The organism is Serratia sp. ME47 (assembly GCF_903970925.1).
GTDB classification, from domain to species: Bacteria; Pseudomonadota; Gammaproteobacteria; order Enterobacterales; family Enterobacteriaceae; genus Serratia; species Serratia ureilytica.
In genome coordinates, this window is the sequence record NZ_CAJCKE010000003.1 from 256981 (window position 1) to 272937 (window position 15957).

Below are 15957 nucleotides of genomic sequence, written 5' to 3' on the forward strand. Positions count from 1 at the left end.
CCGGCGGGCGCTTGCGGCGCTCCCAGCAAATAAGATGCCATTCTTCCGTGATTTCGTGCGCTATGCAATCGGAAAGCCCCGAAGCACAGCGGCAAACTGTGCGGTTGATCGACAAATGAACGGCATTCAGCGCTGTTGGCGGTCCAGGTTCTCGGCCAGCGTCGCGATGCGCTTCGCCATGCCGCGAAAAATGAACAGATGCGCGGGCATCATGGCGAACCAATACAGCAGCCCGCTGAAGCCGGCCGGATGCCACCAGGCGCGCACGTCCAGCGTGCGGCGATCGCCGCGATCGGTAATGGTGAAGCTCAGCCGCCCCAGCCCCGGCGCCTTCATGCCGAACAGCAGCGCCAGCTGCCGCAGCGGCTTCAGCGTGATGACTTTCCAGCCGTCGATCTCGTCGCCCAGCGCCAGGGACGCGCGCGCCGGGCGGCCATAGACCACGCCGTTGCCGATCATGTCGTCCATGCGGGCGCGGATCCGCCACAGGATATTGGCGTAGAAATAGCCTTCCTCGCCCCCCAACTGCTGCACCGTTTGCCACAGCGCCTGGCTGGAGGCGGCGGTGTCGAGCGAACACCCCGCCTGTTTCGGGTAATAGCCGTAGCCGGGGCGCCAGCGGGCCCGCGCCGCCGGATCGTAGCCCCAGTCGGCGGAATCGACCACCTCCAGTTCGCGCTGCAGCGTGGCGGTGACCGCCTGATCGAAGGTGTGCAGACGTTGCGGGATCAGGGCCTGCAACGGTTTGCCGTCGGCGGGCAGATCGTGCTTCAGGCCCTGGATCAGCGCGCGCGCGATCGGCGTCGGCACCGAGGTGATAAGGCTGATGAACCACACTGAAATCAGCCGCGTCGGCAAGGGGATCGGGATCAGCCAGCGCCGCTTGCCGCTGATGGCGATAAAGCGTTTGAACATATCCTGATAGCTGAGGTATTCAGGCCCGGCGACGTCAAAGATGCGGTGTTCTTGCGCCGGGTGCGCCAGCAGATCGGCCAGATAAACCAGCAGGTTCTCCAGCGCTACCGGCGAGGACTTCGAGCGCACCCAGCGCGGCGGCGTCAGCACCGGCAGGTTATAGACCATGTCGCGCATCACTTCGAACGCCGCCGAGCCGGGGCCGACGATGATGCCGGCGCGCAGCTCGGTCACCGGCACGCCGCTCTGGCGCAGGATCTCGCCGGTCAGGCGGCGCGCCGCCAGGTGCGGCGAACTGTCGTCGTTCGGCTGCAGCGCGCCGAGAAAGATCACCTGCTTGACGCCGGCATTGCGCAGCGCATCGCGCAGATTTTCCGCCGCCTGGCGTTCCTTCTCGATAAAGTCGTCGCCGTCGCCCATCGCGTGCACCAGATAGTAAAGCGTATCTATCTCCCACAGCGCCGCGCTCAGGGTTTCCGGGCGGTACAGATCGACATACAGGCAGTTGACCTGCGGCCAGTTCTGCTCCTGCAGCCACTCGATGCGCCGCGCGGCGGCGGTAATCTGGTGCCCCTGTTCGATCAGGTGCGGGATCAGGTTCTGGCCTATATAGCCGCTGGCTCCAAGAACCAGTACGCGTTGGGGTGTCATCGGGCCGCCTTGTGCGGTAGAGGATTGGCAGAACGACAGGATGCCAAATTCAGGGTTTAAATGCACTTTTTGTATGGGTATAAGCCGGTTGCATCCGCCGCGGCGCGAGTTCACACTACGCGCCCCTTATCGCACGAAAAACCGAATGCCATGAAACTCAATGTGATTTGTTACGCCCTGCTGGGCCTGGCGCTGATCGCCAGCCTGTTCTCGCCGCATCCGGTGTGGATGTGGCTGCTGTCGGCCAACTTGCTGACGTTTCTGATCTACGGCGGCGATAAGCTGGCGGCGCGCAAGGGATGGCGACGGGTGCCGGAGACGACGCTGTTGCTGTTCGGCGCGTTGGGCGGCTGGTTGGGCGCGCTGCTGGCGCAGCAGCTGTTTCGCCACAAGACCCAGAAGCAGCCGTTTAAAACCTGGTTCATCCTCAGCGTGGCGCTCAATCTGGCGGCGGTGCTGGGGCTGTGGTACTGGGTTTACGGCCGCTGGATCTTCTGAGTGCGGGGCGCGGTCTGCGCCCCGAGCGATCAGGCGTGCTGCTGAAGAAACTCCCGCCACAGTTCGACCACCCGCTGCAGATCCTGACGGCTGGCGTCGAGGTGGGTCAGAATGCGCGTCAGCGGGCCGCTGCTGATCAGCACGCCGCGTTCGCGCATCCACGGGCCGAGTTTGGCCGCCAGCGCCGGCGTTTGGCGCAGGTACAGCACGTTGGTCTGCGCGCCGGGTTCGGCAATCTCTACGCCGATCTGCCGCAGCTGTTGCTCCAGCCAGACCGCGTTGTCATGGTCTTCGCGCAGCCGCGCGACGTTATGCTCCAGCGCGTAGAGGCCGGCCGCCGCCAAAATGCCGGCCTGGCGCAGCCCGCCGCCGGTCATCTTGCGCCAGCGCAGCGCGCGTTGGATGAAAGCCTCGCTGCCGCACAGCAGCGAGCCGACCGGCGCGCCTAACCCTTTCGACAGGCAAATGGTGAAGGTGTCGCAATACTGCACGATCTCTTTTAGCGGCAGGTTCAGCGCCACTGCGGCGTTGAAGATGCGCGCGCCGTCGATATGCAGCGCCAACTGCCGCTCGCGGGTAAACTGCCACGCCTGCTGCAGGTAGGCCTGCGGCAAGACTCTGCCGCTGATGGTGTTTTCCAGGCTCAACAGCCGGGTGCGGGCGAAGTGGATATCGTCGGGTTTGATGGCGGCGGCGAGCTTGTCCAGCGGCAGCGTGCCGTCGGTGTCGGCCTCGATCGGCTGCGGCTGGATGCTGCCCAGCACCGCTGCGCCGCCGGCTTCGTATTTGTAGTTGTGCGCCTGCTGGCCGACCAGATATTCATCGCCGCGCTGGCAGTGGCTCAGCAGCGCCACCAGGTTGGCCTGGGTGCCGCTGGGCAGAAACAGCGCCGCTTCTTTGCCCGACAGACGCACCGCTTCCGCCTCCAGCGCGTTGACCGTCGGATCATCGCCGTAGACGTCGTCGCCGACTTCTGCCTGAGCCATCGCCTGGCGCATGGCGGCGCTGGGGCGGGTGACGGTGTCGCTGCGTAGATCGATAAGCATAGGGTTCCTGGAATATAAGGGAGAGGAAAAGGGTACATGGCATCATATACCCTTTATTTCACCGGGGCAGCTTGCTTAGCGCAGCCAGTTGGTTTTCGCCAGCTCGACCACTTCGTCGCCGCGGCCGTTGATGATGGCGCGCAGCATGTACAGGCTGAAGCCTTTCGCCTGTTCGAACTTGATCTGCGGCGGCATCGCCAGCTCTTGCTTGGCGGTGACCACGTCCAGCAGCGCCGGGCCGGGGTGCGCCAACATCTCCTGCAGCGCGCCGTCCAGATCGGAGGCTTTTTCCACGCGGATGCCCTTGATGCCGGCGGCGTTGGCGATCGCCGCGAAGTCCGGATTATGCAGATCGGTGCCGTCGGTCAGGTAGCCGCCGGCCTTCATCTCCATCGCCACGAATCCCAGCACGCTGTTGTTGAACACCACGATTTTCACCGGCAGCTTGAGCTGCGCCAGCGACAGGAAATCGCCCATCAGCATGGTGAAGCCGCCGTCGCCGCACATGGCGATCACCTGTTTATCCGGCGCGGTGGCCTGAGCGCCTATCGCCTGCGGCATGGCGTTGGCCATCGAACCGTGGTTGAACGAACCGAGCAGGCGGCGCTTGCCGTTCATTTTCACGTAGCGGGCGGCCCACACCGTTGGCGTGCCGACGTCGCAGGTGAAGATGGCGTCGTCGCTGGCATAGTGGCTGAGCTGCTGCGCCAGATACTGCGGGTGGATCGGTTGGTCGTCGCCGGCGGTCGCCAGCCCGTCGAGATCCTTGCGCGCGTTGCGGTAATGCTCAAGCGCCTTGTCGAGGAACGCCCGATCGCGCTTCGGCTCCAGCTGCGGCAGCAGGGCGGTGAGGGTGGTGTGGATATCGCCCACCAGCGCCATATTGACCGGGCAGTGCGCGCCGATGCTGCCGGGGTTGATGTCGATCTGAATGATGTTGGCGTTGGTGGGGTAGAACGCCCGATAGGGGAACTGGGTGCCGAGCAGCACCAGCGTGTCGGCGTTCATCATCGCGTGATAACCGGAGGAGAAACCGATCAGCCCGGTCATGCCGACGCTGTACGGGTTGTCCCATTCGATATGTTCTTTACCGCGCAGCGCGTGCACCACCGGCGCCTGCAGCAGTTCGGCCAGCTTGACCACTTCATCGTGCGCGCCGGCGCAGCCGCTGCCGCACATCAGGGTGATGTTCTTCGCCTTGTTCAGCGTTTCCGCCAGCTTGTTCAGCTCGCTCATCGGCGGCTGCACCAGCGGCAGCGCCGGGGTATGCCAGGTCACGGCCGCGTCTTCCGGCGCCATGCGCAGCGCCACGTCGCCCGGCAAGACGACCACCGACACGCCGCGATTGAGGATCGCCTTGCGCATGGCGATCTCAAGCACGCGCGGCAGCTGTTCCGGGTTGGAGACCAGTTCGCAATAGTGGCTGCATTCGCGGAACAGCTCCTGCGGATGCGTTTCCTGGAAGTAGCCGCTGCCGATTTCGCTGGAAGGGATGTGCGCGGCGATCGCCAGCACCGGCACATGGTTGCGGTGGCAGTCGAACAGGCCGTTGATCAGATGCAGGTTGCCGGGGCCGCAGGAACCGGCGCACACCGCCAACTGGCCGGTGAGCTGGGCTTCGGCGCCGGCGGCGAAGGCGGCCACCTCTTCATGGCGGGTGCCCAGCCATTCGATGGTGCCCATGCGGTGCAGGCTGTCGCTGAGGCCGTTGAGCGAATCGCCGGTCACGCCCCAAATGCGTTTTACGCCGGCTTGATCCAGCGTTTTGGCGATCAGTGTGGCTACGGTTTGCTTCATGGTTCCCCCAAACATGGTTTGAAAAACGATGTGGACTCGATCCGGTGAGTGGCAGCAGAACAACTGCAAGCATAGCTTACCGGCTGTGGACGAGATGCGGTCAGGAAGGGTAAAGAGCGTAGGACGGGGAAAAGTGTAACCGGGCTGGCCACGGGGAACTTGCCGATAAATGCCCCATCGCGGCGATGGGGCCAGGGATCACGCCAGGGTGACATCGCCCTGCAGCTGGCAACTGCAGGCCAGCACGTAGCCCTGCGCTACCTCTTCCTCGCTCAACGTCATGGTGCTGGTGGTGGTGTAGTCGCCCTCGAGGATGCGGGTTTTGCACGAACCGCATACTCCGGCGCGGCAGGCGGCGTTGACCGGCAGGGCATTGGCCTCCATCGCTGCCAGCAGGGTGCTGCCGACTGGCACGCGGAATTCGCGCAGCGGGCGGGCGGCGCGCAGCGTCAGCCCTTCGGTTGCGTCAGCCTGTGCCGTCGGCGTGTGGAACTGCTCCTTATGGAAACGCTCGGCCGGCACGCCGAGCCGGCGACAAAGTTGCTCCACCTGATCCATGTAGGGCGCGGGGCCGCAGGTCATTACCGTGCGTTCGGCGATATCCGGCGCCGCCTGCCGCAGCGTCTGTTCATCGATGCGGCCGCTGAGGTAGCCGGGTTGCAGATCCTGCTCGGCCATCAGCGTCAGGCGCAGCTGCGGATGGGCGGCGCACAGCGCGCGCCACTGATCGGCGAAAATCGTGTCGGCGGGCGTGCGCACGTTAACGATCGCGGCGATATCACAGGTTGGACGGTTGGCGGTCAGCCAGCGGCACATCGAGACGATCGGCGTCACGCCGCAGCCGGCCGCCAGCATCAGATAACGATCGGCCGGGTGGCGCTCGCAGCAGAATTCGCCCTGCGCGTCGGACAGCCACAGCGTGTTGCCGGGCTTGACCTCTTGCGTCAGCCAGCGCGATCCGACGCCGTCCGGCAGGCAGCGCACGCTGATGCTGAGAAAGCGGCTCTGGCCGGGCGAGGAGGAGAGCGTATAGGCGCGCAACGTCTCCTCGCTGTTGCGAATGCTGACCAGCGCGAACTGGCCAGCCTGGTAAGGGTAGAAAACGTCGCAGATCAGGTTCAGCGTCCAGACGTCGGCGGTTTCACGCCGGATGGAATGCACCTGCATGCGGTTCGGGCAAAGCGGAGTGGGTTGAGTCATCGGGGCACCTCAAAAAACAAAGGGGCCGGCGCAGGCGGCCCCATAACGTAACGGCATCAGGCGAGCAGCGCTGCAATATCCTGCTCGACGGTGGTGATCGGACGCAGGCCGAATTTCTCGTTGAGGATCGTCATCAGGTTGTCGGTCAGGAAGCCCGGCGCGGTCGGGCCGGTGACGATGTTTTTCACCCCTAGCGACAGCAGAGTCAGCAGAATGACGATCGCCTTCTGTTCAAACCACGACAGCACCAGGCTGAGCGGCAGCTCGTTGACGCTGCAGCCGAGCGTATCCGCCAGCTTGACCGCCAGCATGATGGCGGAGTAGGCGTCGTTGCACTGGCCGACGTCCAGCAGGCGCGGCAACCCTTCTAGCGTGCCGAAGTCCAGCTTGTTGAAACGGTACTTGCCGCAGGCCAGCGTCATGATCAGGCAGTCTTGCGGCACGCTGCGGGCGAAGTCGGTGAAGTAGCTGCGCTCGTCGCGGCTGCCGTCGCAGCCGCCCACCAGGAAGACGTGGCGCAGTTTTTTCTGCGACACCAGGTCGATGACCGTGTCGGCGGCGTTCAGCAGTGTCTGGCGGCCGAAGCCGACGGTGATCAGGTGCTCAATCTCGGTGTAAGGGAAGCCGTTCATGCCCTGCGCCTGGCGGATCACGGCGCCGAAGTCGTCGCCTTCCAGATGGTTGACGCCCGGCCAGCCGACGATGCTGCGGGTCCAGATGCGATCGCCGTAGTTGCCGACGTTAGGATCGATGATGCAGTTGGAGGTCATCACGATCGGGCCAGGGAATTTGGCGAATTCCGTCTGCTGGTTTTGCCAGCCGCTGCCGTAGTTGCCCACCAGGTGCTTGAATTTTTTCAGTTCCGGATAGCCGTGCGCCGGCAGCATTTCACCGTGGGTGTAGACGTTGACGTTTTGCCCTTCGGTTTGCTCGAGCAGCATGCGCAGATCTTTGAGATCGTGGCCGGAAATCAGAATGGCTTTCCCGGCCACCGGGCGCACGTTGACCGCGCTGGGCTGCGGATCGCCGTAGGCCTGGGTCTCACCGCGATCGAGGATCGCCATCACGTTGAAGTTCATCTTGCCGATGCCCATGGCGTTGTTCAGCAGGGTATCGACGTCGCGTGGCCGGGTGCCGAGCCAGGCCATGAAAGCGTGGTAGTCGGCATAGAGCTGTTCGTCGAACTGGCCGAGCACGTGCGCGTGTTCCATATAGGCCGCCGCGCCTTTCAGGCCATACAGACACAGCAGGCGCAAACCGTGTACGTCGTCGCCGACCTCGGCCTTGTCGCTGTCGAGGGCAAACTGCGCCGCCTGTTGCAGCAGCGCAGGCATAGCGTCACCGGCCAGCTGCAGCGCCGCCATCGGGTGATCGACGCGCACGCCGCCATCCAGCAGCCGGCAACGGGCGGCCAGCGAGTCGCGCAGCAGCAGGGTTTCCCGCGCGTAACCGATGATGCGCTGGGAGTCGAAGTTAACGTTGGTCAGGGTGGAGAAGAAGGCGCGCGGGGCGAAGCTGTCGATTTCGTGGTCGACGATGCCCAGCGAACGCGCCTGCAGCGCCCAGGCGGAGAGGCCCTGCAGCGCCGCCACCAGCAGATCCTGCAGATCGGAGGTTTCCGCCGTTTTGCCGCACATGCCCTGAGCATACGCACAGCCGTTGCCTGCCGGGGTTCGAATGGTTTGTTCACATTGCACACAGAACATAGTCGCTTCCTTTTATTTTTAAAGTTGCATTTATAATGCTTGTTTAAAAGCATAGATCGGCGATCGGGGTTGCAAAAGGCTTTTGTGCGACTACTGCGGGCAAGTTTGATTTAGCGCAATTTTGCCGTGCGGATGGGAATGATTACGCTTTGGGGGCCGGGTGACCCCCAAGGGGAAAGGATCAGGAGAACAGGGCGATCAGCACCGGCGCCAGCAGGCTCAGCAGGAAGCCGTGCACGATGGCGGGCGGCACCATGTCCAGTCCGCCGCTGCGCTGCAGCACCGGCAGGGTGAAGTCCATCGAGGTGGCGCCGCAAAGGCCGAGGGCGGTGGAGCGGCTGCGGCGCACCAGCGTCGGGATCAGCATGATCGCCACCAGCTCGCGCGCCAGATCGTTGAAGAACGCGGCGCTGCCCATCACCGGGCCGTAGGCGTCGGTGATCAGAATGCCGGACAGCGAGTACCAGCCGAAGCCGGAGGCCATCGCCAGCCCGGCCTTGACCGGCAGCCCCAGCAGCTGCGCCGCCAGCGCGCCGCCGGCCAGAGACGCGGCGACCACCGCCAGCGCCACCAGCGTGCCGCGGCGGTTGAGCACGATCTGGCGCAGCGTCATGCCGCTGTTGCGCAGCTGAATGCCGACCAGCAACAGCAGGAAGATCAGCGCATATTCGCTGCCTTTATGGGCGAACTGCAGCCATTGCCACTGCGTCAGGCCGAGCAGGAAGCCGCCGAGCACCACGCCGCACAGCTTGAGCGACTCCAGCGCCATATGCACGCGCGAAGGCAGCTTTTCCTGTTTATGGCTGCTGCGCCACGGCATGCGCCGCTCCAGCAGCGCCAGCAACAGCAGATTGGCGCAGAGAATGCAGAAGAAGAACGCCGCGCTGTACTGGAAGATCAGCATCAGATTGCTGCTGAGATTCTCCATAAACGCCAGGCTGATGCCCATGAAAAACAGGATCACATACACCATCCAGCTCAGCAGCCGGTTGATCAGCACCAGCAGCGGGCGATGGCGTAAGGGAATGAGGTAACCGACAATCAGCGGTAACAGAATAATCAACAGTCCTGAGTACATGGTGCAACGAGTGTCCTTGAGTTTTGATGCGCGACGAACGGCGGCGAGGAGCACACGCTAACCAAAAGCCCGGCCGGAGTAAAGCGGCAGATTTGACGCTGGCCGCTTGACCTGCAAGGGGTTTTTTGACCATGCTCTGTGAAAGTCGCCTCATTGAAGAGGCGACGGCGCGCACGGGAGGCGGCGGATGTTCTTGGAGCGTATCGAAATTGTAGGTTTTCGCGGTATTAATCGGCTGTCCCTGATGCTGGACGACAACACGCTGTTGCTCGGCGAAAACGCCTGGGGTAAATCCAGCCTGCTGGATGCGCTGACGCTGCTGCTGGCGCCGGAGCAGAAACTGTATCGATTTGAAGCGCACGACTTCCATTTTCCCCCCGGTGAGGAGGCGGCCAAAGAGCGCCACCTGCAGGTGGTATTCACCTTCTGCGAGAAAGACATCGGCCACGCGCACCTGCCGCGCTACCGCCATCTGACGCCGCTGTGGGTCAAGGGGGAAGACGGCCTAAGCCGCATTCATTACCGCTGCGAGGGCGAGCTGGCCGATGACGGCACGGTGTGCACCTGGCGCGGTTTTCTCGACGCCGACGGCAACGCCTTTCAACTGCACCATATCGAACAACTGGCCCACGCCATCATCCGCATCCACCCGGTTTTGCGCCTGCGCGACGCGCGCTTTATTCGCCGCCTGCGCCCCAGCAGCCTCGGCGATGAACGCAAACCCGATACGCAGGCGTTGGCGCAGCAGCTGGATCAGCTGACGCGCGAGCTGGTGCGCAATCCGCAGAAGCTGACCAACGGCGAGCTGCGTCAGGGGCTGGCGGCGATGCAGCAGTTGCTCGAGCACTACTTTGCCGAGCAGAGCTCGCAGGTGGCGCGGCCGCGCCGCCGCGGCGGTGAACCGGAGCAGGACGCCTGGCGCGCGCTGGACGGCATCAACCGCATGGTCGCCGAGCCGAACAGCCGCAGCATGCGTCTGATCCTGCTGGGCATGTTTTCCACCCTGCTGCAGGCCAAGGGCGACGTCAAGCTGGATCCGCACGCCCGGCCGCTGCTGCTGGTGGAAGACCCGGAAACTCGCCTGCATCCGATCATGCTGTCGGTGGCCTGGGGGCTGCTCAATCAGCTGCCGCTGCAGCGCATCACCACCACCAACTCCAGCGAATTGGTGTCGCTGGTGCCGGTGGAGCACGTGTGCCGGCTGGTGCGCGAGTCGGGCCGCGTCGCGACCTATCGTCTCGGGCCGCGCGGGTTGAGCGCCGAAGACGGGCGGCGCATCGCGTTTCACATCCGTTTCAACCGGCCGTCGTCGCTGTTCGCCCGCTGCTGGCTGCTGGTGGAGGGCGAGACCGAAGTGTGGCTGCTGAACGAACTGGCGCGCCAGTGCGGCTATCATTTCGAGGCGGAAGGGGTAAGGGTCATCGAATTCGCTCAGTGCGGCCTGAAGCCGCTGCTGCGCTTTGCCCGCCGCATGGGCATCGAGTGGCATGCGCTGGTGGACGGCGATGAGGCGGGCAAAAAGTACGCCAACACCGTGCGCAGCCTGCTGGACAATCATGAAGACAACGAACGCGATCGGCTGACCGCGCTGCCGGCGCCGGACATGGAACACTTCATGTTCCGCGAAGGGTTCGCCCCGGTCTATCACCGAATGGCGTCGGTGCCGATCAACGCGCAGATGCCGGTGCGCAAGGTGATCCTGAAAGCGGTCCACCACTCTTCGAAGCCGGATCTGGCGATCGAGGTCGCGATGCAGGCCGGCGAATGGGGCACGGACTCGGTGCCGCCGCTGCTGAAGAAAATGTTCTCACGGGTGATCTGGCTGGCGCGCGGCCGGGCGGACTGACGGCCCGCCGGGTGTTATCGGGCGCAGAAGTGCGCCGCCAATCCCTGTTCCAGCTCGTCCAGCAGCTGATAGCGGCGGCGATACTCGGCGCGCTTCTTGCTGGCGATCTCTTCGATCGGCTTGCGGGCGATGCGTTCGGGCAGCAGGAAATAGCCGCTGTCGAGCGGTTTGGCGCCCATCGACAGCCAGAACTGATCGTAATCGGCGTGCAGCTTGTCCTTCTTCTTACTCTGGTAGCGCCAGTTTTGATAGATATGGGTGGCGTTGCCGACCGCCACGATCCGGCGGATGCCGAGGTGCCGCGCCAGCGTGCAGATGCCTTCCAGCACCAGCCGTTTAGGGAACAGGCCGTGACACTCTTTGGTGGTGTGCTGGATCTCGGCGTGCGGCACGTCATGGTTCGCGCCCTGCAGACCGCCGATGAACAACGTCGGCTGCTGCTGATAATGCATCAGCGCAAAGGTGATCTCCGCCAGCATCACGCCGTTGGCGTTGCGCAGCAGCAGCGTGGCTTCCCCTTCCTTATTCAGTTTGTCGATCGCCGCCAGCTCCAGCGTGATCGGCGCTTCGTTCTTGCCCATCGCGCTGGCCAGCACGAAGGCGTGCGGGCCGAGGTGGCCGAGGCGCATCTTCAGCGGCATGCGCTGTACGATGAGATCGTAATGATCGCGCAGGGCGAACAGGCATTCGATCTTGCTCATGTTGGCCGCCAGGTAGGGACGATGCAGTTTGCACGGCAGGTTCGGCTGCGCGCTCAGGATCTCCTCCAGCAGCGGATTGCTGGCCAGGGTGCTGAGCAGGCCGCTGGTGGTGCGCCAGTTGAGCAGCGAACGGCCGAGAAACTTCAGGCGAAACGAGGTTTTTTTCCAGGCGTTGCTCGGTGCCTTTTCGCCATTGATCAGCGCCGTCATCAGTTGCCAGCCGTTAAGCGGCCGGGCGGAGGCGAGTGGGTAGCTGAGCTGTGACATGATGAAATCCTTGGCTGTGTTGAATGGCGCTATTTCATCAAGGCTTCACTAAACGGGAGTTCAATGCCGAACTGTAACCAAGCGTGTCTCCACATTGTGTTGAGCTAAGGTTTAGTTATTCCCTACGGTGCGTGCTAATTTAGCTCCGCCGCCGCAATGGGCGGTCGATATTCACAAGCACAGGCAGGTCAATTTTGACAGGGTTTAAAGGACATAAGCGCCGCTGGATACTCGCACTGGCGGTGATTGCGGCGATTGTTGCGGCGGCCGTTTGGCACTTCCGCCATCCGGCGCCGACCGATTTCAAAACGGTAAAGGTCACCAAGCGCGATCTGCAGCAGAACGTGTTGGCGACCGGCCAGCTGGACGCAGTGCGCAAGGTTGACGTCGGCGCGCAGGTCAGCGGGCAGTTGGAAAAGCTGTATGTCGAGATCGGCGACAAGGTGAAAAAAGGTCAGTTGCTGGGGGTTATCGATCCGCAACAGGCGCAGAACAGCATCCGTGAAGGCGAGGCGACGCTGCGCGAGCTGCATGCGCAACTGCTGCAGGCGCAGGCGGAACAGCAGCTGGCGGCGGTTACGCTGCAGCGCAACCAGGCGCTGGCCAAACTGCAGGCGGTATCGCGTCAGGATCTGGATCAGGCGGCGACGCAGCTGGCGGTGAAGAAGGCGCAGGTAGGCACCATCAATGCGCAGATCGCCCGCAACCAGGCCAGCCTGGATACCGCCAAGATCAATCTGGCCTATACCCGCATCGAAGCGCCGATGGATGGCGACGTGGTGCAGATCACCACGCTGCAGGGCCAGACGGTGATCGCGGCGCAACAGGCGCCGAACATTCTGACGCTGGCGGATCTCGGCACCATGCTGGTGAAGGCGCAGGTCTCGGAGGCCGACGTCATTAACCTCAAGCCGGGTCAGAAGGCCTGGTTCACGGTGCTGGGTGATCCGACCCGGCGCTTCGACGGCGTGCTGAAAGACATTCAGCCGACGCCGGAAAAGGTCAACAACGCCATCTTCTATTACGCGCGTTTCGAAGTGCCCAACCCGGAAAGGCTGCTGCGCTTGCAAATGACGGCGCAGGTGCACATTCAACTGGCCGGCGTCCAGCAGGCGCTGGTGATCCCGCTGGCGGCGCTGGGCGATCAGATCGCCGACAATCGCTACCACGTTTCGGTGCTGAAACAGGGCAAGGAAGAGAAGCGTGAGGTGGCCATCGGCCTGCGCAACAATATCGATGTGCAGATCCTCAGCGGGCTCGAGGCGGGTGATGAGGTGATCGTCAGCCGCGGCGGCGTGGAGGCCGGCTGATGGCGGCGCTGTTGCAGCTGAACGGCATTCGCCGCAGCTACCGTTCCGGCGAGCAGACGGTGGAGGTGCTGAAGGGGATCAGTCTGAGCATCGACGCCGGTGAAATGGTGGCGATCATGGGGGCTTCCGGCTCCGGCAAATCGACGCTGATGAACATTCTCGGCTGCCTGGACAAGCCGAGCGCCGGCGTCTATCGGGTGGCCGGCCAGGACGTGGCGACGCTGAGCGACGATGCGCTGGCGCAGCTGCGGCGCGAGCATTTCGGCTTTATCTTTCAGCGTTATCATCTGCTGCCGCACCTGAGCGCGGCGCATAACGTCGAGGTGCCGGCGGTGTACGCCGGGCTGGGCAAAGCGGCGCGGCGCGAACGGGCGGAGGCGCTGTTGCGCCGTCTGGGGCTGGGGGAGCGCGTCAACTATCGGCCGAGCCAGCTTTCCGGCGGCCAGCAGCAGCGCGTCAGTATCGCCCGCGCGCTGATGAACGGCGGGCAGGTGATCCTGGCGGATGAGCCGACCGGCGCGCTCGACAGCCATTCCGGCGAAGAGGTGATGGCGATCCTCAAACAGTTGTGCGCCCAGGGCCACACGGTGATCCTGGTGACTCACGATCCGGCGGTGGCGCGCCAGGCTGAACGGATCATCGAGATCCGCGACGGCGAAATCATCGCCGATTCCCGTCCGGCGCCGTCGGAGGATGCCCAGGCCAAGCCGCTGACGCTGGCCGCCGCGGCGCCTTCCTGGCGGCAGATGGGCGGCCGCTTTCGCGAAGCGCTGGTCATGGCCTGGCGCGCGATGGCGGCCAACAAGATGCGCACCGCGCTGACCATGCTCGGCATCATTATCGGCATCGCCTCGGTGGTATCGATCCTGGTGATCGGCGACGCCGCCAAGCAGATGGTGCTGGCGGACATCAAATCGATCGGCACCAACACCGTCGATATCTACCCCGGCAAGGACTTCGGCGACGACGATCCGACCTACCGGCAATCGTTGAAATACGGCGATCTCGACGCGCTGCGCGAACAGCCGTACATCAGCGCGCTGTCGCCGAGCATCAGCAGCAGCATGCGGCTGCGGCTGGGCAACGTCGACGCGGCGGCCAACGTCAACGGCGTCAGCGAGCAGTTCTTCCGCGTGTACGGCATGAGCTTTACCCAGGGCGTCGGCATCGACCCGATGCAGGTGCAGTCACAGGCGCAGACGGTGGTGATCGACGCCAATACCCAACGGCGGCTGTTCCCGCACCAAAAAAACGTGGTGGGCGAGGTGATCCTGGTGGGCAACATGCCGGCGACGGTGGTCGGCGTGGCTAAAGAGAAGCAGTCGATGTTCGGCAGCAGCAAGACGCTGAACGTGTGGGTGCCGTACAGCACCATGGCCAACCGGCTGATGGGCAACAGCTATTTCGATTCGATCACCGTGCGCATCCGCGACGGCTACGACAGCAAGGAAGCGGAACAACAGCTGTCGCGTCTGCTGACGTTGCGCCACGGCAAGAAGGATTTCTTCACCTATAACATGGACAGCCTGGTGCAAACTGCGGAGAAAACCACTCGCACGCTGCAGCTGTTCCTGACGCTGGTGGCGGTGATTTCGCTGGTGGTGGGCGGCATCGGCGTGATGAACATCATGCTGGTGTCGGTGACCGAGCGCACGCGCGAGATCGGCATCCGCATGGCGGTGGGCGCGCGTTCCGGCGATGTGTTGCAGCAGTTCCTGATCGAGGCTGTCTTGGTCTGCCTGGTGGGGGGCGCGCTGGGGATTACGCTGTCGTTCGCTATCGGTTTGGCGGTGCAGCTGGTGTTGCCGGGTTGGCAGATCAGTTTCCCGCCGGCGGCGTTGCTGAGCGCGTTCCTCTGTTCCACCGGCATCGGCGTGGTGTTCGGCTATCTGCCGGCGCGCAATGCCGCGCGGCTGAATCCGATCGATGCGCTGGCGCGCGAGTAAGTCACAGGCATAAAAAATGCCAGTCACACGGCGGCTGGCATTTTTATCGCAGTCAGAGTCAGTGCAGCGCGACGCTGCCGGAAGCGTTTAGGACAGCGCCTCGCTTTCCACTGGCACAATAAGACTGGCATGGTTGCCTTTGGGCCCTTGATGCACGTCAAAGCTGACCTGCTGGCCCGCCTTCAACGTTCTGTAACCATCCATCTTGATTGTGGAATAATGCGCGAAAATATCTTCGCCGCCGCCGGCTGGGCAGATGAAGCCAAAACCTTTGGCGTTGTTAAACCATTTAACAGTACCCGTCTCCATGCTTTTACATCCCTCGCAACGCTATTTTAAGTGAGATGAATAACTGATTTCGCACTCGCCGTGGGCGAGTAGCAGGGTGGACAAGGGGTGGTTAAAAGACCACCAGCCACGAATTTACACTCTAGAGCAAATGATCGGGGCGTCAAGGGATCGGCTTTTGTCGGCGGGGAGCAGTTCACCAAAGTTTGAAGCAGGTAACGCTATTGCCACGATTCAGTCACAATTGGCCCGTTTTTTTGCGCACGTTACAGTGCGGCGGGACGATGCCGAAGATGATAAAATAGTAACTATCCCCACTTTGAATAACCGAAACCTGTCCCCATATCAGAGGGCAGAGCAGAGAAGATGAGCAGCGATGGGCAATAACAACGATTGGCTAAACTTTGAACACTTGGCCGAAGAAAAACAAATCGATGCGGTAAAACCGCCGTCTATGTATAAAGTTATACTTAACAACGACGATTACACACCGATGGAATTTGTGATTGACGTTCTGCAAAAGTTCTTTTCTTATGATATTGAACGCGCAACGCAACTGATGCTCACGGTCCACTATCAAGGCAAGGCGATCTGTGGTGTTTTTACCGCCGAGGTGGCGGAAACCAAAGTCGTCCATGTGAACCGGTACGCAAGGGAGAACGAGCATCCGTTGCTTTGTACGCTGGAAAAAGCCTGAATAAGGCAATC

General features: G+C 62.8%; 13 protein-coding genes. 5 read left to right on the forward strand and 8 right to left on the reverse strand.

The features are described from left to right. Nucleotides 1–126: 126 nt before the first annotated feature. Nucleotides 127–1566 carry a DUF2867 domain-containing protein gene (locus tag H7A77_RS05195; protein WP_047024953.1) on the reverse strand — a complete coding sequence of 480 codons (1440 nt, stop codon included), beginning with the start codon at nt 1564–1566 and terminating at the stop codon, nt 127–129. Nucleotides 1567–1716: 150 nt separating this feature from the next. Between H7A77_RS05195 and H7A77_RS05200 the strand changes: the two genes are divergently transcribed. Beyond that, entirely contained in the window at nt 1717–2064 is a 348-nt protein-coding gene (locus tag H7A77_RS05200; protein WP_033642539.1) for a DUF1294 domain-containing protein, read from the forward strand. A gap of 29 nt (nt 2065–2093) precedes the next feature. On the opposite strand, the gene ltaE is transcribed toward H7A77_RS05200, so the two are convergent. The 5 genes from ltaE to H7A77_RS05225 form a co-directional block, all read right to left on the reverse strand. Next, the gene (gene ltaE, locus H7A77_RS05205) at nt 2094–3110 is read right to left on the reverse strand and encodes a low-specificity L-threonine aldolase (RefSeq protein WP_182073900.1); all 1017 of its coding nucleotides are present in this window, start codon (nt 3108–3110) and stop codon (nt 2094–2096) included. A 75-nt stretch (nt 3111–3185) separates the two neighbouring features. Further along, nucleotides 3186–4907: a ubiquinone-dependent pyruvate dehydrogenase gene (gene poxB / locus H7A77_RS05210; protein WP_042784096.1), complete on the reverse strand. Its 1722-nt coding sequence runs from the start codon at nt 4905–4907 to the stop codon at nt 3186–3188. Between the two features lie 198 nt (nt 4908–5105). Further along, nucleotides 5106–6107: an NADH oxidoreductase gene (hcr, locus tag H7A77_RS05215; RefSeq protein ID WP_099783638.1), complete on the reverse strand. Its 1002-nt coding sequence runs from the start codon at nt 6105–6107 to the stop codon at nt 5106–5108. Nucleotides 6108–6163: 56 nt separating this feature from the next. Further along, nucleotides 6164–7813, reverse strand: a complete 1650-nt coding sequence (hcp, locus tag H7A77_RS05220; RefSeq protein ID WP_042784099.1) for a hydroxylamine reductase — start codon at nt 7811–7813, stop codon at nt 6164–6166. Between the two features lie 181 nt (nt 7814–7994). After that, nucleotides 7995–8891, reverse strand: coding sequence for a lysine exporter LysO family protein (locus H7A77_RS05225; protein ID WP_164057333.1), 897 nt, complete (start codon nt 8889–8891; stop codon nt 7995–7997). A 187-nt stretch (nt 8892–9078) separates the two neighbouring features. On the opposite strand from H7A77_RS05225, the gene H7A77_RS05230 reads away from it, so the two are divergent. Continuing rightward, a complete protein-coding gene (locus H7A77_RS05230; protein WP_033650660.1) occupies nt 9079–10737 on the forward strand; it encodes an ATP-dependent endonuclease in 1659 nt (552 codons plus the stop codon). Between the two features lie 14 nt (nt 10738–10751). On the opposite strand, the gene H7A77_RS05235 is transcribed toward H7A77_RS05230, so the two are convergent. Next, nucleotides 10752–11705, reverse strand: coding sequence for a VirK/YbjX family protein (locus H7A77_RS05235; RefSeq protein ID WP_089191452.1), 954 nt, complete (start codon nt 11703–11705; stop codon nt 10752–10754). A 194-nt stretch (nt 11706–11899) separates the two neighbouring features. Here H7A77_RS05235 and macA point away from each other — a divergent pair, with 194 nt between their 5' ends. After that, complete coding sequence (macA, locus tag H7A77_RS05240) at nt 11900–13015, forward strand: macrolide transporter subunit MacA (RefSeq protein ID WP_182073901.1); 1116 nt, start codon at nt 11900–11902, stop codon at nt 13013–13015. Further along, the gene (macB, locus tag H7A77_RS05245) at nt 13015–14961 is read left to right on the forward strand and encodes a macrolide ABC transporter ATP-binding protein/permease MacB (RefSeq protein WP_033642549.1); all 1947 of its coding nucleotides are present in this window, start codon (nt 13015–13017) and stop codon (nt 14959–14961) included. The genes macA and macB overlap by 1 nt, the downstream gene beginning before the upstream one ends. Before the next feature lie 87 nt (nt 14962–15048). On the opposite strand, the gene cspD is transcribed toward macB, so the two are convergent. Continuing rightward, complete coding sequence (gene cspD / locus H7A77_RS05250; RefSeq protein WP_004928349.1) at nt 15049–15270, reverse strand: cold shock-like protein CspD; 222 nt, start codon at nt 15268–15270, stop codon at nt 15049–15051. 355 nt (nt 15271–15625) lie between these two features. Between cspD and clpS the strand changes: the two genes are divergently transcribed. Beyond that, nucleotides 15626–15946 (forward strand): ATP-dependent Clp protease adapter ClpS, encoded by a 321-nt coding sequence (gene clpS, locus H7A77_RS05255; RefSeq protein ID WP_004928347.1) that lies wholly within the window; start codon nt 15626–15628, stop codon nt 15944–15946. Nucleotides 15947–15957: the final 11 nt, after the last annotated feature.